We start from the raw sequence: 23,459 nt of genomic DNA, 5'->3' as shown, positions 1-23,459 counted from the left end.
AGCATCCGGCCACAGGATCTATGTTCGCAGCAGGGCCTCAATCTGTTGCGCTGCTCCAAGCAGGGTGCGGTCCTGTCCGCGCGCGGCAATGATCTGGAGGCCGAACGGACATCCGTTCCGATCCGACCCGCACGGAATCGCAATCGCCGGCAGGCGAGCGTGATTGACGAAGGGCGTGAACACCGCGTGCGACCGCGGGCTCGCTGGCTTCCCGCCAATCATGTCCGGGCCGAGCCGTGTCAGTGGCCACGCGACGCATGGAACGGTTGGCGCCAGCAACAGATCGACCTCGCCGAAGAATGCCGCAAACGCGCTGGCGATCGCGGCGCTCGCGCCGAGCGCGATGGCGATTTCGGCGCCCGACCAGGACAGGCCGCGCTCGATCTGCTTGGCGATATCAGGATCGAAGACAGTTGGGTCCCTGCGGAAGGCGTCGCCATAAAGGGCGGCAAGGCCCGCATGCTGGAGCGGCATGATGGTCTCTTCCGTCGCACCCGCCGGCCAGGCCGGGTCGCGTTGCATGATCTGCGAGCCTCCGGCGGAGATGCGTTCGACAGCGGAAACCAGTCCGTTCGCGACGACAGCGTCGACCGCGACATCGAGTCCGAGGCGCGGCGAGAACGCGATGCGCAAGCCGGCGATATCATCGGCATCCTGCGCGATGTGCGCGGAGTCCGGATCGCGCGGATCGGCCCCGGCCATGGCCTCGAATGCCAGCGCGATATCGGCAACGTCAGTGGCGATCGGCGCGATCACGGAGAGGCCGAAGAACGGTTCGGCGAAGCCGGGCCCATAGGGGATCGCGCCATAAGACGGCTTGAAGCCGGCGACGCCGACATGGGCGGGCGGCCTGCGGCTGGAGCCGCCCGCATCGGTGCCGATCGCGAGCGGTACGAGCCCGGCTGCGACGGCGACGGCCGGACCGCCGGATGAGCCGCCGGGCGTCAGCGTTGGATCGCGCGGATGGCGTGTGGGCCCGTAAAGCTGCGAGGTCGTGACGCCTTTGCAGGCGAACTCGGATGTTGCGCCGATGCCGACGACGACCGCTCCGGCCTTGCGCAGGCGCTCGATTGCGATGGCGTCGCGCGGTGCGATGAAATCGGCGAACAGGCGCGAGCCCTGGGTCACGCGCCAGCCGCCGACCCAGATGTTGTCCTTGACGACGATGGGCACGCCGGCCAGCGGCATCGTCTCGCCGGCGTGCAGGCGCGCGTCGACCGCCGCCGCGTCGGCCAATGTGCGCGGGGGATCGATCGTGACCACTGCGTTCAACGCCTTGGCTGCCTCGATGCGGGCGACCGCGGCCTGTGCGGCTTCGACGGCGCTGGTCCGCCCGGCTGCGACATCGGCCGCGATCTCGCGGGCATTATACGCCGGCATTGTCACGGCCTCCCCAGAACAGCGCCACCGTGCCGCAGAGGGCAAGGCACGCCAAGGCAAAGAAGGCCGCGCCGAGGCCGGCCACACCATCAAGGATCGACACCAGCGCCGGCGCGGCCAATAGGCCGGCATACGACGCCGTCAGCACCGCGCCGGTGGTTTCGCCGATCCGGTCTTGCGGAGCGAGGCGGGCGATCTCGGCAATGAAGACTCCGTTCCAGCCCGAGGCGGTCAAGCCGAACAGTGCCGCAATCGCGAACTGCCAGGTGCGACTGAACGATCCGCCGTCGAGGCCGAGCAGCGCGGCGCAGAAGGCCATGCCGAGACCGATGACGATGAGCACCATCCGCGAGGCATCGAGCCGCATCGCCACAAATCCCCAGCCGAGCCGGCCGACGAGGCCGCCGGCTTGCGCGCAGGCGAGCGCCATCCCGGCCTCGATATGGCTGAGGCCGAGCTCACGGGTGCCAAGCGTGACGAACACCGTGTTGAGCGACACCTGCATCGCGCTGAACGGCATCGAAGCCAGCGCCAGCATCGCGATGCGCCGGTCCGCCGTCATCAGCGCCAGCCGCGCGCGGAGATCGAGCTTCGGGGGCGGGACGAGCTTGACGGCGTAGGCTGGCCGCAACCATTCAAACAGAACGATCGCCAGCAGCGCGCAGAGGCCCACCACCGCATAGCACCAGGCCGGCCCGAACGCGATGGCGATCGCGGGCAGAGCCAGCGAGCCGCAGACTGCGCCAATCTGGTTGCCGGTCTGGCGCACCGAGAACACAAAGGTGCGCCGCTCGGCGGTCACGAGCCGCGCCAGCAGCGCCGCGCTCGCCGGTGTCTCGGGCCCCATCGCAAGGCCGAGGCAGATGCCCGCGGCCAGCAGAGCGGCGGTCGATCCGAGCGCGGCCAGCGCCATGCCGACGACGATGGCCGCCGCGCACAGGCTCGCGATCCGCAGCGAGCCGGCCCGCGCGATGAAGCCGCCGCCCCAGAACGAGGCCGGGATGCCGACGGCGAACACAGCGCAGGAGAACATCGAGAGCTGCCAGACTTCGATATGGGCGCGCGGCGCGACCACGCCAGGCGCGAACAAGGCAAGCGCAACGAGGGCCTGCAGCAAGGTCATCGCGCCAAGGGCCGGCAGCAATGCGGGTGCTGGCCGAACGGCCGCGTTTCCGTCTACCATGGCGGCTTGCTCATGGGAGGAACAACGTGGCAGGCGGCATTTCCATTCACGCGGTCGATGTGGCGAGCGGGCGCCCGGCAAAGGGGCTGCGCGTCGAGATCTGGCGGATCGATCCGGACTCCGCGCGCATCGCCGACGGGAGACTCGGCGCCAACGGTGTGCTCGATCATGCCATCGCGCAAGGCGCGGGCGTGACGGCAGGCGAGTTCGAGGTGAGGTTTCATCTCGGCGAGTTCTTTGGCGACAGCGACGGCTTCCTGACCGTGACGCCGTTCCGCTTTCGCATCGAGAACGTTGACGAGCATTTTCATCTGCCGCTGAAATTCACGCGCTGGGGTTATTCGCTGTTCCGCGGCGCCTGATCAATTGGTCAGCCGCCGCGACAGGCCCGTGACGCGTTCCATGACCGCAACCAGCGCGACCGTCGCGATGATCAGCACGCCTGACAACGCTGCGATTGTGACGTCGAGCTTGCCTTCGAGGTCCTGCCACATCCGGATCGGCAGCATGTCGGTCGCGGCATCGCGCAGAAACAGCGAGACCGGCACATTGTCGAAGGACGACATGAAGGCGATGAAGGCGCCGGCGATGATGCCTGGCCGGATCAGCGGCAGCACGATGCGCCGGAAGGTGTAGAGGCGGCTGGCGCCAAGCACCGCCGAGCTCTCCAGCAGGGTCGGCTCCAACTGGGCGAGCGCGGCGACCGTGTTGCGCACGACATAGGGCACGCAGACCACCGTGTGGCCGATCACGAGCGTCAGCGGCGAGACCGGCAGGCCGACCAGCGAGAACAGCATCAGCGCGGCCAAACCAAAAGCCAGCGCCGGCAGCACCAGCGGCGACATGAACAAGGAATCGAGCAGCCGCGCCGACAGCGTCGGCGAGCGCGAGATCGCCAGCGCGGCGGCCACGCCGAGCACGACGGACAGGCCGGTTGCCCACAGCGCGACGATGAGGCTGTTTTTCGCCGCGAAATGCAACTGCCAGGCATCCCAGAGCTCGGCGTACCAGCGCAGCGAATAGCCGGGCGGCGGGAAGCGCAGCGAGAAGCCGCTGGTGAAGGAGACGATCAGGACCACGAGCGAGGGCGAAATGATGATGACCAGAGCGATCAGCGCGATCACCGTCATCACCAGTTCGAAACTGAACGATTCCAGCGTGCGCTTGCGGCCAGCCATCACGCGCCTCCATAGCCGCGCGACAGGCGGCCGAGCGTGGTGAAGACGGAGACGACCGCGAGCACGGCGAGCAGGAAAATGATCGAGATCGCCGATGCAAACGGCCAGTTTTGCAGTGTGGAGGCCTGTTGATAGAGATACATCGGCATGAACAGCATCTGCCCGCCGCCGATCAGCGATTGGGTGATGAAGGCCGTGATCGCGGCGGCATAGGTCAGCGTGCAGCCGGCAATGACGCCGGGCAGCGACAGCGGCAGCACGATCCGGAAGAAGGTGCGCCAGCTTCCGGCACCGAGCGAGCAGGAGGCATCGTCGAGATTTGGGTCGATCCTGCCGAGCGCGGTGATCAGCGGCAATGTCATCAGCGGCATCTGCACCTGCGCCAGCGCGATCACGACGCCGAACTGGGTGTACAGCAGTTTCAAGGGCGTATCGATGATCCCAAGGGATTGCAGTGTCGCGTTGATGATGCCCTGCCGGCCCAGGATGACGATCCAGGCGAAGGTACGCACCACGACGCTGGTGAGCAGCGGCAGCAGCACGATCAGGATGATGATGGTCTGGAGTTTTGGTCCGACCCGCTGGTAGAGCCAAGCGATGGGAAAGCCGAGCGCGAGGCAGACGGCCGTCACCTCGGCCCCCAGCAGCAGCGTCGAGCCGAGCACGCTGAGGCTGAAGGGATCGGTGAGAAAGTGCAGGTATTGGCCGAGCCCCCAATGGAGCCCGGCCGTGTCGTTGTGCAGCGAGAGCCAGAGCAGCTGAAGCAGCGGCGCCACGAAGAAGATCAGGAAGAACAGCGCCAGAGGCGCCGCCAATCCCATCCCGTAAGACGTCACGTCGCGTGATGCAGGCGCCGCGCCCATCGCTCAAACCTTCGTGGCTTTAGATCTTGATCTCGCGATTAAAACGTTCGATCCAGGCCGAGCGCTGCTCGTTGATCTTCTTCCAGTCTTGGAATACGAATTTCTGCTTCAGCTCGGCGGTGTCCTTGGCGAGCACGCGCGCGATCTCGCCGCTCATCGCGACCTTGGAATTGGTCGGCACGATCAGGTAGGGCGGCTTCATCAGCGTGGTCTGCACCTCAGCCGTCAGCGCGGCTTCGATCAGCTTGAAGGCGAGCTCGCGGTTCGGCGAGTTCTTGACGATGTGGATCGTGGTCTTGAAGGCGATGGCGCCTTCCTTCGGCGCCACGAACTCGACCGGCACGCCGCGCGCTTTCAGGATCTGGATGGCGTTGAAATTGCCGGGCGAGATGTCGATCTGGCCTTGCTGGAACAGGGTCGCGAGCGCGCCGGGATTGGCGGCGACCGCGGCTAGATTGGGCTTCAGCTCTTCCAGCGCCTTGAAAGCGGGGTCGACATTGGCCTCCGAGCCGCCGCGCATCTTGGCGATCTCGACCAGCCAGCCGGTGCCGAGCGTCGAGTTCAGGTTGGTGATGCCGACGCGGCCCTTGAACTCGGGCTTCCAGAGGTCGGCCCAGGAGGTCGGCGGGGTCTTGATCGCTTCGGGATTGTAGGTGAGACCGACGACCTGGAAGAACGGGGCTGGGCCCGTCGGCTCCTGCGCCTCGCTGATCAGGTCCTTGTAATAGGCGCTCTTCTCGACCGGGTAGGGCTCGACCAGATCCTGGCCGATCGCGACGAGCGCAGGACCGGGATCATGCAGCATGACGTCGATCGGCGGGTTGGCCTTGGCGGCATTGACCTTCGCGATCTGGTCGACCGAGAGCATGGGGTCGAGCACGATCGCCGCATCGGCGTTCGCTTTCCGGAAGGCCGGCACCAGCACGGCCTTGTGCGCTTCCTCCCAGCTTCCGGTGAAGGTCGCAAACACCAGCGGGCGAGCCTGGGCAAAACTCAATCCCGGAAACGCCTTCATGGCGCCGAGTGTCAGTGCGGTGGTCATCAGGCTTCGGCGGTTCATGATCATGGTCGAACTCCCTATGGACTGGATCTAAAGCGTTGCGGGAAAGGCGTTGGCGAGCGATGGGGCGAGCGGGGCGAGGCGCACCGCAGCGCCGCTCTCCAGTGCGTGCGTTGCACCGATGCGCGCCTGGGAAATCTTGACGCCGGAGCCGTCGGCGGTCGTGATCTCGTGCACGACGGTGGCCCCCAGTGGCAGCGACATGCCGACGACGCCGGCGAAGCCGGTCTCGTCGGCGACGAATTGCAGATGCTCGGGCCGGATGCAGACGGTGACGCGGCCGCCCTCCGCGAGGCTGGCCGCCGCCGGCCGTGCGATGATCTCGGCGCCGGCATCGAGCCGCACTTTTGCAGCGGTGCGATCGGCCGAGACCACGACACCGGGCATGCGGTTGGTCGAGCCGACGAAGGTGTTCACGAACAGCGTCTGCGGTCGGTCATAGATGTCGGACGGCGTCCCGAATTGCTCGAGCTTGCCGTGGCTGAGCACGGCGACGCGGTCGGCCATCGACAGCGCCTCCTCTTGGTCGTGGGTCACGATCAGCGTGGTGATGCCGGAGACGCGTTGCAGCCGCTTGATCTCGATCTGCATGTCGAGCCGCAGATTCTTGTCCAGCGCCGCAAAGGGCTCGTCGAGCAGCAGGATCGAGGGCTTGATCGCGAGCGCGCGGGCGAGCGCGACGCGCTGCTGCTGGCCGCCGGAGAGCTGGCGCGGCAGCCGCTCGGCCATCGCCGGCAATTGCACCAGCTCGAGCAGGCGCTGCGCCTCGCGCTGGCGCGTCGCCTTGTCGATGCCGCGGGCGGCGAGGCCGTATCCGACGTTCTCGCTGATCGACAGGTGCGGAAACAGCGCATAGTTCTGGAACACGATGCCGACGGCGCGCCTGTTCGGCGGCAGCGCATCGACGATGTCGTCGCCGATGATGATGCGTCCCTGGCTTTGCGCGATGAAGCCGGCGATGATGCGCAAGAGCGTTGTCTTGCCGCAGCCGGAGGGTCCAAGCAGCGCGATGATCTCGCCACCCTTGATGTCGAGATTGATGTTCTCGACTGCGAGCGCGCCACTCGGGTACCGGTGGGTGACCGCGTCGACGACGAGCGAACGTCCGCCTTGCGCTTCAACCATGGTGTTGCCTCCCGTTGCCCCAGAGGAGAAAGCAAGTCTCGTGCCCGCCGCGCTCGCCTTTCGATGCGAGGTTTGGCATGGTGGTGCGATGACACCCAAGCCATCGATCTGCGACCTCACCGCTGCAAACCTTGCGCACGCTATTGCGAAGGGCGACCTCTCCTCGTGTGAGGTGGTCGAGGCGCATCTCGGGCGGATCGAGGAACAAGAGCCGCACTTGACTGCGTTCGTGACCGTGGATGCCGAGGGCGCCCGCCGCGCCGCGCAAATCTGCGATGCCGCACCCGCGCCGATCGGGCCGCTGCATGGCGTGCCCGTAGCGATCAAGGATCTCACCGACACCGCGGGGCTTGCGACAACTTACGGATCGGTGCTGTTTCGCGACCACGTCCCGGCCGAGGACGATCTCGTGGTGGCGCGGCTGCGGCGCGCCGGCGCGATCATTCTGGGCAAGACCAACACGCCGGAATTCGGCTTCGGTGCGGTCTGCACCAACAGATTGCGCGGGCCGACGCGCAATCCGTTCGATCCCGCGCTGACCTCCGGCGGATCGTCCGGCGGCTCCGCCGTCGCGGTCGCGGCCGGCATGGTGCCGCTGGCCCATGGCACCGATTTCGGCGGCTCGGTGCGCACGCCCGCGAGCTTTTGCGACGTGGCCTCCATCCGGCCCACGCCCGGCCGCATCCCGTCGCCGCGCCGGCCGCTCGGCTGGGACATGCTGGCCAGCCATGGCTTTCTCGCCCGCGGCGTCGACGATCTCGAGCTCGCGTTGTCGGTCTGTGCGGGACCTGATGCTTACGATCCGCTCTCTGCTGGCGTCGTCAATGACGATCGGCCGCTTGCGGGCCGTCCGCGGATCGCGGTCACGCCCGATTTCGGTGTCGCGCGGGTTGCGCGCGATGTTCGTGCGCGCTTCGGCGGAGCTTGCAAGGCGCTCGCGCGGGTTGCCGATGTGGCGGAGGCCTCGCCCGATTGCGGCGGGGCGATCGAGACCTTCCGCGCGTTGCGTGCCGCGCATATCGCGAGCAGCTATGGCGAGTTGCTGAGGACCCGGCGTGCCGAGCTCACGCCGACGGTGATCTGGAATATCGAGGCCGGCGCAAACCTGTCCGCGGAGGGCTATCTCCACGCAGAGCGCCGCCGCACGGCCATCTATCGCAGCTTTCGCGCATTGTTCGGCCGTGCCGATTTCCTGGTCGCGCCGGCCGCTTCCGTCTTCCCCTGGCCGAACGAGATCAGTGACGTCATGTCCATCGACGGCATGCAGTTGGAGACGCCGATCGACTATCTCGCCGTCACCTTCATCGTGTCGCTGGTCGGTTTCCCGGTCCTGACTTTGCCGGTGCTGCGAGGAGTGAATGAGCTGCCGTTCGGTATCCAGATCATCGCGCCACCGGGAAGCGAAGCCCGCTTGCTTGCCTTTGGCCGTATCCTCGAGAACGAACTGGGTTTTTCGCATCGCCGGCCGAAGCTCCCCTAGCAATCGCGATGCTCGAGCCGGGCGGCGAGCGCGTCGGCAAGACCAATGGTGGGCTTGGCGGCGGGCCGTCGGAACGTGCCCGCGGTTGCCTTGCGCAGCCGTAGTGCCACCAGCGCTTCGGCCTGTTTCACGGCGGCGATGACCTGATCGACGACCGGGACAGGGATCCTGTCGGCGACGCGCTCGGCGAGACCCGAAAGCGGTGCGCCCGCAAAGATCAGGACATCGGCCCCGTCCTCGATGACGGCACGTTGGGCGAGCTCAACGAGCAGATCCTCCTTCTCGGTGCCGACATCGGAGATCGCCTTGAATGGCGTATCGAGCATCCGGATGCCGGCGCAGCGCTCGCGCAGCCCGTGGTCGCGGACGCACTCTTCGTACCAGGGGCCAAGCGCCTGGGCGAAGGTGACGATGGCGAAGCGGCGTCCGGCCATGCAGGCGGTCAGCATTGCTGCCTCGGCCATGCCGACCATGGGAATATCGAACGTCTCGCGCGCGGCGAACAGGCCGGGATCGCCGAAGGCTGCGATGATCGCCGCATCGACCTTCCCGTGCTGCTCGGCCAGCATCTCCAGCGCGATGGCGCCACCGATCTGCGCCTCGGTGCGCGTGGAGATATAGGGCACGCCGCGCGAGGCGGTGCAGGGGACCAGCTCGGTGCCGGACGCGGCGGCGCGCTGGCCGACTTCCGTCATCAACTGGGTGACGGCGGTGCTGGTGTTCGGGTTGAGCAGCAGCAGCTTCATGGTCATGCCGCGGTCAGCTTGGGTTTCGAGAGGGCGAGCGTCTCGAGCAGCGCGGTGCCGGTCTGGCGGACATGGGCGCCGAGCAGGCGTCCCGCGGCCTCGCTGTCGCGCGCCTCGAGGGCGGCGAGGATGCCGGCGTGCTCGTCGACCGAATTGCTCCAGCGCCGGTCGGCGCCGAGCGCGAGGTAACGCGCGCGTTCGGCGCGGGAGATCAGCGTCTCGTGCGCCTCGCGCAGCGGCGTGTTGCGGGCCATGCGGACGATGGCGTTGTGGATCTCGCCATTGATGGCAAAATACTCGTCGAGCTTGCCGTTGCGGTGATGGCCCTCCATGCGGGTCTGAAGCGTGCGCAGGCGTGCGAGATCGCGCTCGGTGGCGCGCTCCGCGGCAAGCTCCGCGGCCAGCCGCTCGATGCCGGCGAGGGCCTCGAACAATTCCGAGATGCCCTCGATCGCGATGTCGGCGATGCGCGGACTGCGGTTGGGGCGGAGCTCGATCAATCCTTCGGCGGCGAGAACCTTCATCGCCTCGCGCAGCGGCGTGCGCGATACGCCAAGCTCCTTCGACAGCTTTGTCTCCTGGGTCTGCGATCCCGGCGGCAGCTCGCCGCGAATGATCATCGTCCGCATCCGCGCGGCGGCGCGCTCGTGCAGGCCCATCCTTTTGAGTTTGGGCGACTTTCGGCCCTTCGGGGTTTCCGACTTCTGCTGCACGCGCGCCTCGTTGCTTCAGTTCATCCTAGCCGTTTTTGGCCCTTTGACTTGCTCAAAATATCGACGCATCTCGCTGAAAACAATGGCATACCGCGCAAATTGTATGCAGCATGCAAAAACCGGATTGCGCTGCGGCGAAGGCCGACCGATGATCTCAGCAAGACGCGCGGGATCTCGCGCCTTCGAAACGGAGTAAGCGATGCGGACGAGTTTGCGACTGGGCCTCGTGGTGATGGCGGCGATGTTCGGCGGAGGCGATTTCGCCATCGCGCAAGCCCCGAAGATCAAGCTCGGCTATGCCAAATGCGCGCACTGCCTGCCGATGTCGCTTATTCCAGGCATGGCGAAGGGCGTCGAGGTCGAGGCCACCGGGTTCAACTCGGGCAATGACGTGCTGACGGCGCTGATCTCGAAGAGCATCGATGTCGCGCAGGTCACCTACCTTCACTACATCACCGCGCTCGACAAAGGTTTTGATGTCGTCGCCGTGTCCGGCCAGATCAATGGCGGCTCGGAATGCCTCTCCTCGGCGAAGCTGAGTCTTCCGCCCGACGATTGGGCCACGTTCAAAGCGACGGTTGCCAAGGCGAAGAGCGACAGCCAGCCGCTGAAGGTCGCGGCGTCCCGTGGCAACGCGCAGGACATCCACATGCGCGGCGCGTTCCTGAAGCAGGGCGTCGATCCCAACAAGGACATCCAGTTCATCAACATCCCCAACCCGTCCGATCATCTCGCCGCCTTGCAGCGCGGCGAGGTCGACATGATCTGCTCGGTCGAGCCGTTCGCCTCGCAGATCCGTCTTGCCGGTGCCGGCAAGCATTTTGTGCTGCCCTACGACCAGGCTGCCGGCAACCTGACCAATCTGATCGTGACACGCTCGGATGTGATCGCGAGCCAGCGCGCCGGCGTGCAGGGCGTCGTCACCGCCGTGGTCGAGCTCGACAACAAGCTAATCGCCGACAAGGCGCCGTGGATCGAGGTCATCAACAAGCTCACCGGCCTCGACAAGAATGTGGCGACCGAAGCGCTGAAGAACGCCTCGCCAGATCCCGCGATCCATCGTTCACAGACGCTCGCGATCGCTGCGATGATGCGTGATCTCAAGTACATCTCGAAGGACGTCGCCGCGGAAGCGGAGAAGAACATGGACTATTCGTTTCTGGAAAAGGCCACGGGAAAGGCCAAGAATGACCTCGGTTACTGACGTCTCGCCCGCGAGGCCAGCGTTCCGGCCGACGCGGGCGTTCCAGGGGCTCGAACGCCTGGTCGTCCCCGCGTTGCTGATTGCGGGCTGGGAGGCGTTTGCCCGGAGTGGCATGCTTCCGCCCGCGCTGCTACCGGCGCCGAGTGCGGTGCTGCATGCGCTCGGCGACTGGGTGTTCGGCTTCGACGAGACGACGCAGACCTATTCCGGCCACTGGCTGCGCGACGCGCTTGCCAGCGCTCTTCGTGTCTTCGGCGGCTTTGCGCTGGCAAGCCTGCTCGGAATCCTCGCCGGCGTCGCGATCGGCTGGTCGCGCCTGTTCGAGAAGACGCTGGAGCCGACGCTGCAGATGCTGCGTCCGATTCCGCCGGTGTCCTGGATTCCGCTCGCCATCATCTGGTTCGGCATTGCCGACAAGCCGGCGATCTTCCTGGTCTTTCTCGGCGCCTTCTTTCCGGTGCTGATGAACAGCATTCACGGGGTGAAGACCGTGGACCATAATCTCGTCCGCGCAGGCGCGATGATGGGCGCCAACGGACGGCAGATGCTGACCGACATCGTGCTGCCGGCCGCGCTGCCTTCGATCTTCGCAGGGCTACGCATCGCGGTCGGGTCGGCCTGGATGCTGACGGTCACCGCGGAGATGGTCGCGGTGAAGAGCGGCCTCGGCTACGTCTTGTGGGATTCCTATTACTTCCTGCGCTACGACATCGTGTTGGCTGCCATGATCTCGATCGGGCTGCTCGGCTATCTCTCCGACCTCGGCCTCAAGGCCATCATGGCGCGCACGCTGCGCTGGCAGCAGACAACTACGGTCCAGGGCAGGGCGGGCTGATGGCGGCAATCGAGCTTCGCAACATCGTCAAGGTGTTCTCCGACAAGCGGCGCGGCCGCGACCTGCTGACGCTGGACAACATCAATCTCGACATCGAAACCAATGATTTCGTCTGCCTGCTCGGCCCCTCCGGCTGCGGCAAGTCGACCCTCCTGAACATCATCGCCGGCTTCGAGCAGGCGACGTCGGGGCGGACACTGGTCGGCGGCAGGCAAGTGGAGCGACCCGGCTCGGACCGCGGCGTCGTATTCCAGCAACCGACCCTGATGCCGTGGCTGACGGCGATCGACAACATCGCCTTCCATCTCAAGCTCAAGGGCGTCGCCAAGGCCGAACGGCACCACCGTGCGATGGAGTTCATCGATCTCGTCGGCCTCCGCGGTTTCGAGCACCATCATCCCTCCGAGATGTCGGGCGGCATGAACCAGCGCGTCGGCATCGCCCGCGCCCTGCTGATGAACCCGAGCGTCATCCTGATGGACGAGCCGTTCGCGGCGCTGGACGCCCAGACCAAGCTGGAGATGCAGGAAGAGCTGGTGGCGATCTGGCAGAAGCGTCGCTGCACCATCGTCTTCGTCACCCACAGCGTCGACGAGGCGCTGGTGCTCGGCAACAAGATCGTGGTGATGACGAAGCGTCCGGGCCGGATTCGCGAGGCTGTGAACTTCGACCTGCCGCGCCCGCGCGATATCACCAGCCCCGAGTTCAACGACGCCAAGCGCCACATCCTGTCGCTGATCCGCGAGGAGTCGACGCGCCTGGCGCAGGCGTCGTAAGATCTCGGCATGCGCAAGCGTCTCGGCATGATCACGCCGTCCTCCAATTCGGTGCTCGAGCCCGTCACCAGCGCGATGCTGGCCGGCGCTCCGGACGTTACTGCGCATTTTTCGCGCTTCCGCGTGACGGAGATTGCGCTCGACGCGGCCGCGTTGAGTCAGTTCGACGCCTCGGTGATGCTGCCCGCGGCGGATCTACTGGCGGACGCCAAGGTCGATGCCATCGCCTGGAACGGCACCTCCGCGAGCTGGCTTGGCATCGGCCGGGACAGGAGCCTTTGCGAGGCGATTACGGAACGCACTGGCGTGCCCGCGACGACCTCGACGCTCGCCTGCATCGACGCCGGCCGCGCGCTCGGCGCCAGGCGCGTTGGTCTCGTCTCGCCCTATACGGATGATGTGCAGCGGCGGATCGGCGATGTCTGGGCGGAGGAGGGCATCCCCCCGCATGCCGAGCGGCATCTCGGCCTGCGCGACAATTTTTCCTTCGGCGAGGTCGCGCCTGCGACGATCGCCGGCATGATCCGCGCCGTGGCGGCGGAGGGGGCCGACGCGATCGTCATCCTCTGCACCAATCTCGACGGCGCGGCGCTGGCGGCCACGCTGGAGCGGGAGCTGGACATCGCCGTGCTCGACTCGGTCGCGGTGACGCTGTGGCGGACCCTCGAGCTTGCCGGCGGCGACATCAGGGCTCTTGCAGGGTGGGGCCGAATATTCAAGACATCAGCGGTCATCAAGTGATGGAGACTCCTGTGACGCAGCTCGACCTCGCCATTCGCGGCGGCACCATCGTGACCGCCAGCGACGAGTTTGGCGCCGATATCGGCATTCGTGACGGCCGTATCGTCAGCATTGCCGACAGCATCGAGGGCGCGGCCCGCGAGATCGACGCGACCGGGCTGCTCGCGCTGCCGGGCGGGATCGACAGCCACGTTCACATCTCGCAACCCTCGGGCCCCGATGTGGTGATGGCCGACGATTTTGCCTCGGCAACGCGGGCGGCCGCCGCTGGCGGCAACACCATGGTGCTACCCTTCGCGCTCCAGGAGAAGGGGACTTCGCTCCGCACCTGCGTCGAGAGCTACCGCAAGCTTGCCGAGGGCGAGTGCTACATCGACACGGCTTTTCATCTCATCATCTCCGACCCGACCGCGGTCGTGCTCGGGCAGGAACTGCCGGCCCTGGTCAAGGACGGCTACACCTCGTTCAAGGTGTTCATGACCTATGACGACCTCGTGCTCAGCGACAAGCAGCTGCTCGAGGTGTTCGAGGTGGCGCGCCGTGAGGAGGCGCTGGTCATGGTCCATTGTGAGGGCTACGACGCGATCCGCTTCCTTACCAACAGACTGGAGCGCGAAGGCCACATCGCGCCCTATTATCACGGCACCTCGCGACCGCAGGCGGTCGAGCGCGAGGCGACGCACCGCGCCATCAGCCATGCCGAGGTGATCGGCGTTCCCATCATGATCGTCCACGTCTCGGGCCGAGAGGCGATGGAGCAGGTGCGTTGGGCGCAGCAGCGCGGACTGCCGGTGCATGCGGAGACCTGTCCGCAATACATCACGCTGACGGCCGACGACATGAAGGGCCTCAACATGGACATCACGGGCGCGAAATATGTCTGCTCGCCGCCGCCGCGCGATGCCGAGAGCCAGCAGGCAATCTGGGAGGGCATCACGACGGGCGTGTTCCAGACTTTCTCATCCGATCATTGCCCGTTCCGCTATGACGATCCCAAGGGCAAGCTGACGCCGAATGCACGCACTTCGTTCCGCTGGGTGCCGAACGGCATCCCCGGCGTCGAGACGCGGCTGCCGATCCTGTTCTCGGAGGGCGTCTCGAAAGGACGGATCAGCCTGCAAAAATTCGTCGAGCTGACTGCGACCAACCATGCACGAATCTACGGCCTCTATCCACGCAAGGGCTCGATCGGCGTCGGCTTTGACGCGGATGTCGTGCTGTGGGATCCGAAGCTGACCAAGAAGATTCAACAAGCCGACCTGCACCACGGGGCGGACTATACGCCGTGGGAGGGGTTTGACGTTACCGGCTGGCCCGTCACGACGATCGCGCGGGGGCGGGTGGTGTATGAGCAGGGCAAGATCGTCGGCGACAAGGGCGCGGGCGAGGTGCTGAGCCGGGGCAAGTCAAGCCTGGTGTGACGTGACAACTCGTGGAGCGGCCGCGCGTCCTTCAGCAAACGCGAGCCCTAGTCGAAGCAAGCCGCGCCCTTGTGGAGCGAAGCCGACGTTTCCTTGCGACCCCAGCCTCCTTGCCGCCGCGAGCCCGTAGGGTTCTCCAGGAGCACATCGACGACCAACGAGCGCTCGCCGAGAAGCTCCGTCGTGAGCACTAAAGGGGCCGCGCTGGTGAAGTGCCAGTGTGGCGAACAGTGCTCGACCGAGGACGAGGAGTAAGGCCGCCTCGAACGCCGCTTCACGGCCCGACCATAGCTCAGAGCGCCGGGTCGTCGCTTCCGGTAGGTGAGCCGACCACGGTGATGCGAGCTCCCAGGGGCAGCCTTTGACCTAACTCCGACTCCAACGCACGATTGCGTTGATCTATGCGGCGCGATCCTTGTCGGACTGCTTCTCGACCGCGGTGGCGGTTTCTTCGAACCCCTTTTCGTAATTGCCCGCAAACCTTTCGATGCTGTCGGCCCACATCCTCAGCATTGAGACCTGAAAGTGCATAATTGGCTTCAAGGCAATCATGCCGATTTCTGTCGCTGCGGTTGTGCGCTTTTGGGCGTCGCGCGCGAGACGGTCTGAGTTAGTGGTGTTGTCTGCCATGGCTTGCTCCTTCTCCGGTGATTAACCCCAAAGCTAGGTACCAGGTAGTGCACCACGTGATGCTAACCGTTCGGCCAAAGCCTGATCTGCCGCGAGTCTAGCGCGTCGGTCGTCATGCAGTTCGTCCAGCTTTTGCAGGTAAGCGACCGCTGCTATTTGCAAGAGGTCGAAATCATATTCGCCGGTATCGCGAAGATTGGTGACGTAGCGAAAGAGGGCGGAACGCCTGTTATCGTCTTCACTGATGCCACTATTGAGCAGCAAGTAGTTCCGCCAAGCGAACGCACATGCGCCTTCTATGGCCTGAGAAGTCATGGGCACCTCCCGAGGTCAGAGAAAGACTGATAAGTCGATTCGTTCCGCGATTTTCCCAGATGTAATGTTGTTCCGTAAGTGCACCGCGAGATGTTTCGCGAAGTGTCAGTGCTGCAATCGGCGCGCACGCGAGGACTCCGCGCTGTCGGCAGAAGAAACACGGTCCACTAAGGATCGAACCTGCATCTTAGTCATTCCGTGGCGGTGTGCACTTCATCGTGCACTCTGATACGCCTAAGCGGTGATCTCCTTCTTCACCGCGAATGATAACTTCAAAGGACCGTCGCTCCCGCCGAACATACCCGCCTGCAGGGAAAGGATTAGGCCGCGTAACCGACCAAAGGCGCACCGCTGTCCTAATTTGAAATTCTTGGCCGCGTGCAGGGAGCCTGCCATGGAGGCTTCATTCACGTGAGAATATCCGCCTAGACCGGCGACTTCTTGAGAAGGACATAAAGAGGACAAGCGGGCCCCATTCGAAAGCTCCTTGCCGCAAGAAGAAGCCAAAGACGGTGCCCGCAACGCCGCGTGGAGCTAGTTTCGCCAGGAATTTGTCTGGCCTTCACGGCAACCGCTCTCGACGTGAGACGGCCCACCCACGCGAGATGCTCGTCCAGGATCATTTGAATGGCTCCCCTTGAAAAGTGCTCGCGAGTATCCAGATAACATCCAGACATCATCCAACCGGATGGTGAATGGATGTTCCGCTATGCCCGCTAACGTTCACGAACTGCGACCCAAGGTCCCCGACACAGAAAAGATCACGATCAACCTTGGCTATGTCGACCTCGGTCATGTCGATCTCATGGTGCAGGAAGGGTTCTATTCGAACCGGACTGATTTCATCCGGACAGCAATCCGCAACCAGCTCGAGCGACACATAGAGGTGGTCAGACAGTCCACGGCCCGGAAGAACCTGGACCTCGGGCTCCGCAACTACACTCGCGAGGATCTCGAAGCGGCGCGGCGCGCCGGCGAGATGCTGCAGATCAATGTTTTGGGCTTGGCCACCATCGCCCAGGACGTCACTCCGGAGTTGGCTCGCGCCACAATCGCGTCGGTCTCGGTGCTGGGGGCGCTTCACGCCACTCCCGCGGTCAAGGCCGCTCTCGCCGACAGAATGAGGTGAATGATGCTGAATCAAGACATAGTTCGCGAAGCAACCCGCCTCACGCGTGCCGGCCAACTGGTTGAGGCCACCGCGCTGTTGCAGCGCATGCTCCAGGGCGGTAGGTCTCCAAGACCGGAGTCCCGCAGCGCCCCTCAGGATCAGCTCCCGCGGTGCGATCCGCTTACCATCGACGCCACCGCCGACATTGTCGGGGAGCGGAAAGCTCCGCAGATTGCGCCGGCCCGCTCTGGTCAGGGACGCAGACGCTCCTTGCTCGACGGCATGCGGGATGTTTCCGGGCTCCGCCTGCGAAGTCCGATCACACGCGCTCCTCCGTCCCCATCGGACATCGTGCCCGAGGGCACACGGTTCATCGCCGGTAAGTTCAGTAACGCCGCGGGAAGCCGGACCTACAAGCTGTTCATCCCAAGCCGCTATCAGGGACAACGGCTTCCCCTGATCGTCATGCTTCACGGCTGTACCCAGTCGCCGGACGATTTCGCGGCCGGCACCCGGATGAACTTCCTGGCGGAAGAGCAGAACTGCTTCGTGGTCTATCCTGAGCAGCCGAGCGGAGCCAACCAGTCGAAGTGCTGGAACTGGTTTCGCACGAGCGACCAGCGCCGCGGCGGGGGCGAGCCCTCGATAATCGCCGGCATTACCCGCCAGATCATGCGCGACCATGTGATCGATCCGAAGCGCGTATACGTCGCGGGGCTGTCGGCCGGCGGGGCCGCCGCCGCCATCATGGGCGCAACGTATAGCGACCTGTATGCGGCCGTCGGTATTCATTCAGGCCTCGCGTGCGGAGCCGCGAGCGATCTTCCCTCCGCGTTCGTCGCCATGCGGCAAGGGGGCGGCTCCAAGGCAATTGCGGACACTTCGGTGCCGACCATCGTTTTCCATGGCGATCGCGACACAACGGTGAATCCAAAGAATGGCGATCAGATTATCGAGCAGTCCGCCAGGGAAACGAGCCCGACGACGAAGGTGCTTCGCGGACGCGTCCCCCACGGCCATGCCTATACTCGCACCGTCCTGATCGACGGGGCCGGTCGGGCGATTTCCGAACATTGGAACATCAATGGCGCCGGACACGCGTGGTCAGGCGGCAGCCCCGCCGGATCCTACACTGATCCGCAAGGGCCAGATGCGAGCAGGGAAATGCTGCGCTTCTTCCTCGAACATCCGCTCGGTGGGTAGTCTGGCTTCACAGGGCGCTCACGTCGTCCTCGAGCACATCGCCGAGTTTCCGGATCAATTTGGCGTCGCCGAAGCCGGTCTCTATCCGCCAGCGCGGGCGCGACGGCGAGAAACAGATCGCACAGATCACCGGACGTTTGGAGTTATCCTCCCGGAAACGTTCGGCAATCTGCCATCCGTCGATGCCTTCGGGCAGCATGACGTCCGTGATGAGAATGTCGGCGACCCGCCGTTCCGTACCCGCCTACGGCTCTGCGCCGTCAGCCACATGGATGACCTCGTACTCTCTTCTCCTCCCACCACCAACTGCTAGTACTGGTGCTAGAGCTAGAGCATTCAAGGAGGGGCGCCCAGTTAAGCGTTTGTTGGTTGGAGTTGCTGCCTAAAATCATGGTCGAACTCGTAGAACGTGCGATTGATCTCAGTTCATGCGGGACCAACAGCACCGACTTGGAACCCCACGTCACCAGGCCTGTTGTCCTTTCAGGAATGACCGTTGTGGTCGCACCCCCATTTTCTTGGAGCGTCAGATGAGCAAACGCAAACCAGCGGCAGCGCCCAAACGCGCCCGCAATCCGAAAATGGCAGCGCGGGCCCAACGGAACAAGCAGGCCATTGTTAAAAGCCCGAAAGAGAATTTACCTCACTCTGCTGCGGCAGATTCGATCGAACCGCCTCCTGAGCTTCATGATGATCCTAAACACGAGGTTTCTATCATTGAGCCTCGGGCCGATGCCTTAGTAGATGACCTCAGTCAGAGAATGACGGATAGCGATCCAACGAAAGGCTTTGCTCCAGCGACGGCAGACATGCAGGCGTATCAAACGAAGCTTCTTGAGATAGCCGGGGCCAACGCGCAATTTGCTTTTGAATTCGGCCTGAGACTTGCGACGATCAGGTCACCAACTGAATTTTTCGGCGTCATTACGGAGTTTACAAGCAGACGGGTCGATATGTTCGCCGAGCATTCGAAAGAACTGGCGGCATATTCGTTCTGGAGCATCAACCCGCCTCGAGAGCTCACGGCTCTCCTGGGACGATAACTGCAAGCCGTCAGGATGGACGCAAATGCGCATCACGCCCGCGCAGCGACTGTCTGGCGCGCGCGCATTTGGACGGGTTGTTGGCTCTCCGGCCCAGGCAGTTGAGGGCGGCCGCTGAGGAAAGCGCTTCTTATTCCAGGGGCAGCGCAGTTGCAGCTTCAGTATCAGGGCCTCCTGTATCCCGTTAGAATCCGGCATGAAGGTTTATCCGGTCATCGACCGATCAGTCGCGGCGCGGTACGTGGCGTTTGCCCGGCTCCATCTGGTCGAGGATGTCGGTCACATGGTGCCTATGCAGATACGACGGGAATAGCGGAAGTCGTGGCCGCGCTTGCGCTCACCTCACCGGTGAGGAAGCATAGGTTTTCTTGTTGCAATGCCGGGTGTCCTTAGGGGGCCAGCGCAACCGTCCAGGTGGTGCGAGGCCATGTCCGAAGTTGAGGGTAGACCGGACCTGACTACCCACGGCCGAAACCGGCCCTATTGACCCAAATGAGACAAAATGCGCGTAACGGGAATGGAATATCGGCGGGCGTGGAACGTCGGCGGATACAACGGGCTTAATGGGCTTGGATGGCCCCGACGTGTAATACGTCGGGCCCATCCTTCTGGTTGGGTTGTCGAACGGACCCGCCGCGCCGTCACACGAAGAAGAAGTCATTCGCGTGCAGCTGAGACGGAACGACGCCGGTCAATGTGATCGTGTTGTTCGCGTCATAAGTAATCAGCGTGTTGCCTTGCCCGTCGCCGGCTGCATGAGTCTTCACGGCAGCGAAGTTTGCAAAGAGCGTGTCATCGATCTGGATGTGATCCGCATTTGGCTTGAAGTCGGTGATCACGTCCTTGCCAAAATTTGGGTTGAACACGAACGTGTCGGCGTCCTTCCGTGTGTCGTTGCCGTTCCCTCCATCAAGTACGGTTCCCTTCGTGCCTGCCGACAGCGTATCATTGCTGTCCGTCCCCTTCACATAAGTCTGGCCGTTGCCAATGACCGAGACGGTCAATGTGGCTGTACTGGTGCCGCCGTGCCCGTCATCAACCGTGTCCGTAAAGTTGTCCTGCGGCAGTCCTTGAGATGCGCTGCCGCCCTTCGCGGTGGAATAGCTGTAGCTGCCGTTAGCATTCAGTGTCAGCGTCCCGAATGCGCCAGTCAGCGCATTGCCGACTACGCCATTGACGGCGCTGACGTGCAAGGCGTCGGTGTCCGGGTCGGTATCGTTGGCGAGCACGCCTTGAGCCGCATTGGCGGTGATGACATTCCCCTTTGCGCGGGAACATTACAAATACCTATTCCTGGTCACAAGTGAACACAGCGATATCGCCGACCGGGACTAGTCTCGAACTGCATGGCGCCTCCTTACGCGTCAGCCGTCGGACCGCTTGGCCCCGCACTGTCCCTCCAGCCCCGCAAGAGGGGTCAGGCTGGCCCGATGGGCTTTGCACAGACTGGACGCGTAGCCGAACAACCCGTTGTCAGGCTGCTTGGGTATGAGGCCCGGGCTCCTAACTTTTCCCACAGTCTTGGAAAGGCAGGTCGAGCTGAAGCCAGCCCTACTAGAATTCGAACTTCACCCCGATAAGATTGTCGCTCGACCAGACCAGTCGGCAACTTCGAACGCTGCGATCCTTGTCGAGCATCAGCTTGAACGTGGGGTTCACGTAAGACCTCGACGGAAGTTCAATTGCTGCGCCTTGATCCGACATGTTGATCACGCGGCAGCGTAAGCTCGCACCGTCGCCGAAGATGTAAGCGACCTCGTCAACTTCAATGCGCTCAAGCTTTCGACGTTCTATCATTTCCTATCGTTTCATCCTGCTCACAACGAACGAGCCTCATTCGTCGCTGCGCTACCGAGTCTGTGCTGCGAAAACGTTTCGCCTCACTGATCCTGCGTGACGCCCCAGCTCGGCAACGTCTAATAAACGCACTGTCGGACCCAGTAGCCACCGCTCACGCGGATCCACTGGCATGGGCTGGGTGGGGGCTCCTTGATGATCGGCCATCCATGAATGTCGATGTTCGTTGGCGCGGTGATGCCGCGCCAATAGACGGCATTCGCTTCAGAGGAATGGAAAACGAGGGCTCCAGTGAAGCAGGTAACGGCTATGCAGCACAGCAGGGAACGGCTCATTTGTTTGATCCCAGTGAGACGCCTTTGACGATGCTAGGCGAGGTCGGGGGTAAAGCCAAGGCACCGAATTTCAGTTCGATGTCTACCTTGGCGCTCGGCATGACGCCGCCGCGCTTTCATGTCCGGATTAGGTACCGGCGGGCTCCGGCCGCCCTGCGAAGCCCGGGTGTCCAAAGCACTTTCATCCGAAGTCGGGTCCTTCGAAACACTTCATTAGCTTTCTTCTGGCTTGCTGGCAGCGTGCCGATTACCGCTGATTGCGGCACATGGAATGGGAATGTCGGCCCCGGCTGTTTCTCCCAACCTGCGGCTGGGGCCGTTTTTGAACTTTCGCTGCATCGTTCAACCCGGTCCACAACCATGTTTAGAGGCATCGCAATCGCGCTGTTTGGGCTGACCATTCTTTCGCAGGTCGATCAGGCGCTGTTTTACGGCCGAAATACTGACGCCGCGCTGAGGCTTGTGCGGGAGATTGGCCGAGGCTTTGGGCTGTAGGACAGCCGCGCTGCGCTCAAGATCGCTCGGCGACTACTTCTTCAACAGTAGTCCCAGAGAGTTGAGAGTAACGAGTTGTCAGAATGATCTGACTTCTGCTCTTGGGACCCATTGCTGACTCTAGAGAGAAGCTGAGCAAAGGCGTTGTACGGAAATACACGACCCCAACCTCTCGTGATGATGCGCTGTTGGAGCAAGATCTCCCACGCATCGAAGCCCGTCAGGTTGAGAAGCGGCACCTTCTGATCGTTGCCGTCCTTCGCTCGCGGATCCTTGCGGTCGCGGATGACGAGTACCCGCGTCTTCATGTCTTCGTCCGGCCAATCCGGACGACAAATTTCTTCCTGTCGCATCGTTGTCGCGACCGCATACCGAACGATCCGCCCCATCGGAATGACCTGTCGAGGATTAGTTTCAAATACTCGATTAGTTCGCCGAGCTCATCTTCAGTTGGGCCTCGGTCCCGCTCCTCCGATTTTGCTACAAGGCCCAAATGCTTCATCGCATATCGCGCTAATCGAACCTCTTCGGCCGAGACTTCAATAGCTTGAACGGCTGCAGCGTGCGTAGCGACGTAGTGCCTCTAATACCGCGGCCTTGGAGAGGCGGTGAGGGCGGCCGACCTCGCGTACGTCCTCGATATGTAGATCGATGATGTCGCCGAAGTCTTGGCTTGGACAGCGGCGCGGGGTGGGCGCTATGTGTGCACTGAGAGGTCAAAACGGGGACAAACGCGTGCAATTTCGACTAGATTAGGCTGCACATGTTCCGGGTTCGTCCCATTGAGAACATAAGGTAAATCATTGAAATCGCAAGACTATCGATTTTCTGTGGCACCCATGATGGATTGGACTGACCGGCACTGCCGGGTGTTCCACCGCCATCTGACGCGGCGGGCGCTGCTCTATACCGAGATGCTGACGACCGGGGCCATCATTCACGGCGACCGCGAGCGGCTGCTTGGGTTCGACGCAGTCGAGCATCCGGTCGCGCTTCAGCTTGGCGGGTCGGATCCGCGCGAACTGGCGCAGGCTGCGCGGATCGGCGAGGTGTTCGGCTACGACGAGATCAATCTCAACGTCGGCTGCCCGTCGGACCGCGTGAAGGACGGCCGCTTCGGCGCCTGCCTGATGGCGGAGCCGGAGCTGGTGGCGAGATGCGTCGAGGCGATGAAGCGTGCGGTCGCAATTCCCATCACGGTGAAATGCCGCATCGGCATCGACGACCAGGATCCTGAAATGGCGCTCGATGCGCTTGCGCGCGCGGTGGTCGCCTCCGGCTGCGATGCGCTGATCGTGCACGCCCGCAAGGCCTGGCTCAACGGTCTGTCGCCGAAGGAGAATCGCGACATCCCGCCGCTCGATTATGACCGCGTCTATCGGCTCAAGCGGGCGATGCCCGACGTGCCTGTCATTATCAACGGCGGCATCCCCGGCGTAGACGAAGCGAAAGCACATCTCGAACATGTCGATGGCGCGATGCTCGGCCGCGCCGCCTATCAGGAACCATGGCGGCTGCTCTCCGTCGATCGGGAGATCTTTGGCGAAGCGGCCCCGCATGGGTCCATGCAGGCTGCGCTCGAGGCCATGATGCCCTATATCGAGCAGCAGCTCGCACGCGGCACGCGGCTGCATGCGATCACCCGGCATTTCGTCGGCGCATTTCATGCCGTGCCCGGCGCACGGGCCTTCCGTCGCCATCTCGCCGAGCAGGGCACGCGGCCGGGGGCCGGCTTCGATGTGCTGAGCGATGCGATCGCCAAGGTCGCACTTGGACAGGCTGCCTAGCAGATGCAGCCAGTGACGCTACCCTGTCCCAATCGCTG

General features: G+C 63.7%; 26 protein-coding genes. 12 read left to right on the top strand and 14 right to left on the bottom strand.

The features are described from left to right. Positions 1–18: 18 nt before the first annotated feature. Together E4K64_RS22605 and E4K64_RS22600 are read right to left on the bottom strand one after the other, a co-directional pair. Positions 19–1,380 (bottom strand): amidase, encoded by a 1,362-nt coding sequence (locus tag E4K64_RS22605; protein WP_167772194.1) that lies wholly within the window; start codon positions 1,378–1,380, stop codon positions 19–21. Beyond that, positions 1,367–2,563 (bottom strand): MFS transporter, encoded by a 1,197-nt coding sequence (locus E4K64_RS22600; protein WP_135165493.1) that lies wholly within the window; start codon positions 2,561–2,563, stop codon positions 1,367–1,369. Before E4K64_RS22600 ends, E4K64_RS22605 begins: the two co-directional genes overlap by 14 nt. Positions 2,564–2,589: 26 nt before the next feature. On the opposite strand from E4K64_RS22600, the gene E4K64_RS22595 reads away from it, so the two are divergent. Next, a complete protein-coding gene (locus E4K64_RS22595; RefSeq protein ID WP_167772193.1) occupies positions 2,590–2,925 on the top strand; it encodes a hydroxyisourate hydrolase in 336 nt (111 codons plus the stop codon). Here the strand turns inward: E4K64_RS22595 and E4K64_RS22590 are convergent, their stop codons facing one another. From E4K64_RS22590 to E4K64_RS22575, 4 genes are read right to left on the bottom strand one after another with little or no spacing between them, the layout of a single operon-like run. Further along, positions 2,926–3,741 (bottom strand): ABC transporter permease, encoded by an 816-nt coding sequence (locus E4K64_RS22590; RefSeq protein WP_164718759.1) that lies wholly within the window; start codon positions 3,739–3,741, stop codon positions 2,926–2,928. It abuts the gene before it with no gap. Then, positions 3,741–4,604: an ABC transporter permease gene (locus E4K64_RS22585; RefSeq protein ID WP_135165492.1), complete on the bottom strand. Its 864-nt coding sequence runs from the start codon at positions 4,602–4,604 to the stop codon at positions 3,741–3,743. Before E4K64_RS22585 ends, E4K64_RS22590 begins: the two co-directional genes overlap by 1 nt. Before the next feature lie 19 nt (positions 4,605–4,623). Further along, a complete protein-coding gene (locus E4K64_RS22580; protein ID WP_135165491.1) occupies positions 4,624–5,670 on the bottom strand; it encodes an ABC transporter substrate-binding protein in 1,047 nt (348 codons plus the stop codon). 24 nt (positions 5,671–5,694) lie between these two features. Further along, the gene (locus E4K64_RS22575; protein ID WP_126258874.1) at positions 5,695–6,789 is read right to left on the bottom strand and encodes an ABC transporter ATP-binding protein; all 1,095 of its coding nucleotides are present in this window, start codon (positions 6,787–6,789) and stop codon (positions 5,695–5,697) included. 88 nt (positions 6,790–6,877) lie between these two features. Here E4K64_RS22575 and E4K64_RS22570 point away from each other — a divergent pair, with 88 nt between their 5' ends. Next, positions 6,878–8,269 (top strand): amidase, encoded by a 1,392-nt coding sequence (locus E4K64_RS22570; protein WP_135165490.1) that lies wholly within the window; start codon positions 6,878–6,880, stop codon positions 8,267–8,269. On the opposite strand, the gene E4K64_RS22565 is transcribed toward E4K64_RS22570, so the two are convergent. Beyond that, positions 8,266–9,015: an aspartate/glutamate racemase family protein gene (locus tag E4K64_RS22565; RefSeq protein ID WP_167772209.1), complete on the bottom strand. Its 750-nt coding sequence runs from the start codon at positions 9,013–9,015 to the stop codon at positions 8,266–8,268. The genes E4K64_RS22570 and E4K64_RS22565 overlap by 4 nt on opposite strands. 2 nt (positions 9,016–9,017) lie before the next feature. Beyond that, positions 9,018–9,728 (bottom strand): GntR family transcriptional regulator, encoded by a 711-nt coding sequence (locus E4K64_RS22560; RefSeq protein ID WP_135165488.1) that lies wholly within the window; start codon positions 9,726–9,728, stop codon positions 9,018–9,020. Positions 9,729–9,927: 199 nt separating this feature from the next. Here E4K64_RS22560 and E4K64_RS22555 point away from each other — a divergent pair, with 199 nt between their 5' ends. From E4K64_RS22555 to hydA, 5 genes are read left to right on the top strand one after another with little or no spacing between them, the layout of a single operon-like run. Next, the gene (locus tag E4K64_RS22555) at positions 9,928–10,932 is read left to right on the top strand and encodes an ABC transporter substrate-binding protein (RefSeq protein ID WP_135165487.1); all 1,005 of its coding nucleotides are present in this window, start codon (positions 9,928–9,930) and stop codon (positions 10,930–10,932) included. Then, a complete protein-coding gene (locus E4K64_RS22550) occupies positions 10,916–11,767 on the top strand; it encodes an ABC transporter permease (RefSeq protein WP_135165486.1) in 852 nt (283 codons plus the stop codon). Before E4K64_RS22555 ends, E4K64_RS22550 begins: the two co-directional genes overlap by 17 nt. After that, the gene (locus tag E4K64_RS22545; protein WP_135165485.1) at positions 11,767–12,543 is read left to right on the top strand and encodes an ABC transporter ATP-binding protein; all 777 of its coding nucleotides are present in this window, start codon (positions 11,767–11,769) and stop codon (positions 12,541–12,543) included. Before E4K64_RS22550 ends, E4K64_RS22545 begins: the two co-directional genes overlap by 1 nt. Before the next feature lie 9 nt (positions 12,544–12,552). Continuing rightward, positions 12,553–13,284: a maleate cis-trans isomerase family protein gene (locus tag E4K64_RS22540; RefSeq protein WP_135165484.1), complete on the top strand. Its 732-nt coding sequence runs from the start codon at positions 12,553–12,555 to the stop codon at positions 13,282–13,284. Beyond that, the gene (hydA, locus tag E4K64_RS22535; protein WP_209311984.1) at positions 13,284–14,705 is read left to right on the top strand and encodes a dihydropyrimidinase; all 1,422 of its coding nucleotides are present in this window, start codon (positions 13,284–13,286) and stop codon (positions 14,703–14,705) included. The genes E4K64_RS22540 and hydA overlap by 1 nt, the downstream gene beginning before the upstream one ends. Positions 14,706–15,104: 399 nt before the next feature. Here hydA and E4K64_RS22530 read toward each other — a convergent pair whose 3' ends face one another. Both E4K64_RS22530 and E4K64_RS22525 read right to left on the bottom strand, forming a co-directional pair. Continuing rightward, positions 15,105–15,335 (bottom strand): hypothetical protein, encoded by a 231-nt coding sequence (locus E4K64_RS22530; protein WP_126258883.1) that lies wholly within the window; start codon positions 15,333–15,335, stop codon positions 15,105–15,107. Positions 15,336–15,368: 33 nt separating this feature from the next. Continuing rightward, complete coding sequence (locus E4K64_RS22525) at positions 15,369–15,650, bottom strand: hypothetical protein (RefSeq protein WP_135165482.1); 282 nt, start codon at positions 15,648–15,650, stop codon at positions 15,369–15,371. A 709-nt stretch (positions 15,651–16,359) separates the two neighbouring features. On the opposite strand from E4K64_RS22525, the gene E4K64_RS22520 reads away from it, so the two are divergent. After that, positions 16,360–16,779, top strand: a complete 420-nt coding sequence (locus E4K64_RS22520; protein ID WP_135165481.1) for a CopG family transcriptional regulator — start codon at positions 16,360–16,362, stop codon at positions 16,777–16,779. A 3-nt stretch (positions 16,780–16,782) separates the two neighbouring features. After that, complete coding sequence (locus tag E4K64_RS22515; RefSeq protein WP_135165480.1) at positions 16,783–17,964, top strand: extracellular catalytic domain type 1 short-chain-length polyhydroxyalkanoate depolymerase; 1,182 nt, start codon at positions 16,783–16,785, stop codon at positions 17,962–17,964. Positions 17,965–17,971: 7 nt separating this feature from the next. Here E4K64_RS22515 and E4K64_RS22510 read toward each other — a convergent pair whose 3' ends face one another. After that, positions 17,972–18,163, bottom strand: a complete 192-nt coding sequence (locus tag E4K64_RS22510; RefSeq protein WP_135165479.1) for a response regulator — start codon at positions 18,161–18,163, stop codon at positions 17,972–17,974. 331 nt (positions 18,164–18,494) lie between these two features. Between E4K64_RS22510 and E4K64_RS22505 the strand changes: the two genes are divergently transcribed. Next, a complete protein-coding gene (locus E4K64_RS22505) occupies positions 18,495–19,007 on the top strand; it encodes a Phasin protein (protein WP_167772191.1) in 513 nt (170 codons plus the stop codon). 641 nt (positions 19,008–19,648) lie between these two features. Here the strand turns inward: E4K64_RS22505 and E4K64_RS22500 are convergent. Continuing rightward, positions 19,649–20,260 carry a cadherin-like domain-containing protein gene (locus tag E4K64_RS22500; RefSeq protein WP_135165477.1) on the bottom strand — a complete coding sequence of 204 codons (612 nt, stop codon included), beginning with the start codon at positions 20,258–20,260 and terminating at the stop codon, positions 19,649–19,651. Between the two features lie 301 nt (positions 20,261–20,561). Further along, the gene (locus E4K64_RS22495) at positions 20,562–20,804 is read right to left on the bottom strand and encodes a PilZ domain-containing protein (protein WP_126259021.1); all 243 of its coding nucleotides are present in this window, start codon (positions 20,802–20,804) and stop codon (positions 20,562–20,564) included. Positions 20,805–21,013: 209 nt separating this feature from the next. On the opposite strand from E4K64_RS22495, the gene E4K64_RS22485 reads away from it, so the two are divergent. Beyond that, positions 21,014–21,634 (top strand): hypothetical protein, encoded by a 621-nt coding sequence (locus E4K64_RS22485; RefSeq protein ID WP_167772189.1) that lies wholly within the window; start codon positions 21,014–21,016, stop codon positions 21,632–21,634. Between the two features lie 41 nt (positions 21,635–21,675). Here the strand turns inward: E4K64_RS22485 and E4K64_RS40495 are convergent, their stop codons facing one another. Beyond that, positions 21,676–22,023 (bottom strand): site-specific integrase, encoded by a 348-nt coding sequence (locus tag E4K64_RS40495; RefSeq protein WP_167772190.1) that lies wholly within the window; start codon positions 22,021–22,023, stop codon positions 21,676–21,678. Between the two features lie 414 nt (positions 22,024–22,437). On the opposite strand from E4K64_RS40495, the gene dusA reads away from it, so the two are divergent. Next, positions 22,438–23,421 (top strand): tRNA dihydrouridine(20/20a) synthase DusA, encoded by a 984-nt coding sequence (gene dusA, locus E4K64_RS22475; RefSeq protein WP_135165474.1) that lies wholly within the window; start codon positions 22,438–22,440, stop codon positions 23,419–23,421. Positions 23,422–23,459: the final 38 nt, after the last annotated feature.

The sequence above is a fragment of the Bradyrhizobium frederickii genome, assembly GCF_004570865.1.
GTDB lineage: Bacteria > Pseudomonadota > Alphaproteobacteria > Rhizobiales > Xanthobacteraceae > Bradyrhizobium > Bradyrhizobium frederickii.
This window is presented reverse-complemented; position numbering and strand designations above follow the sequence as displayed.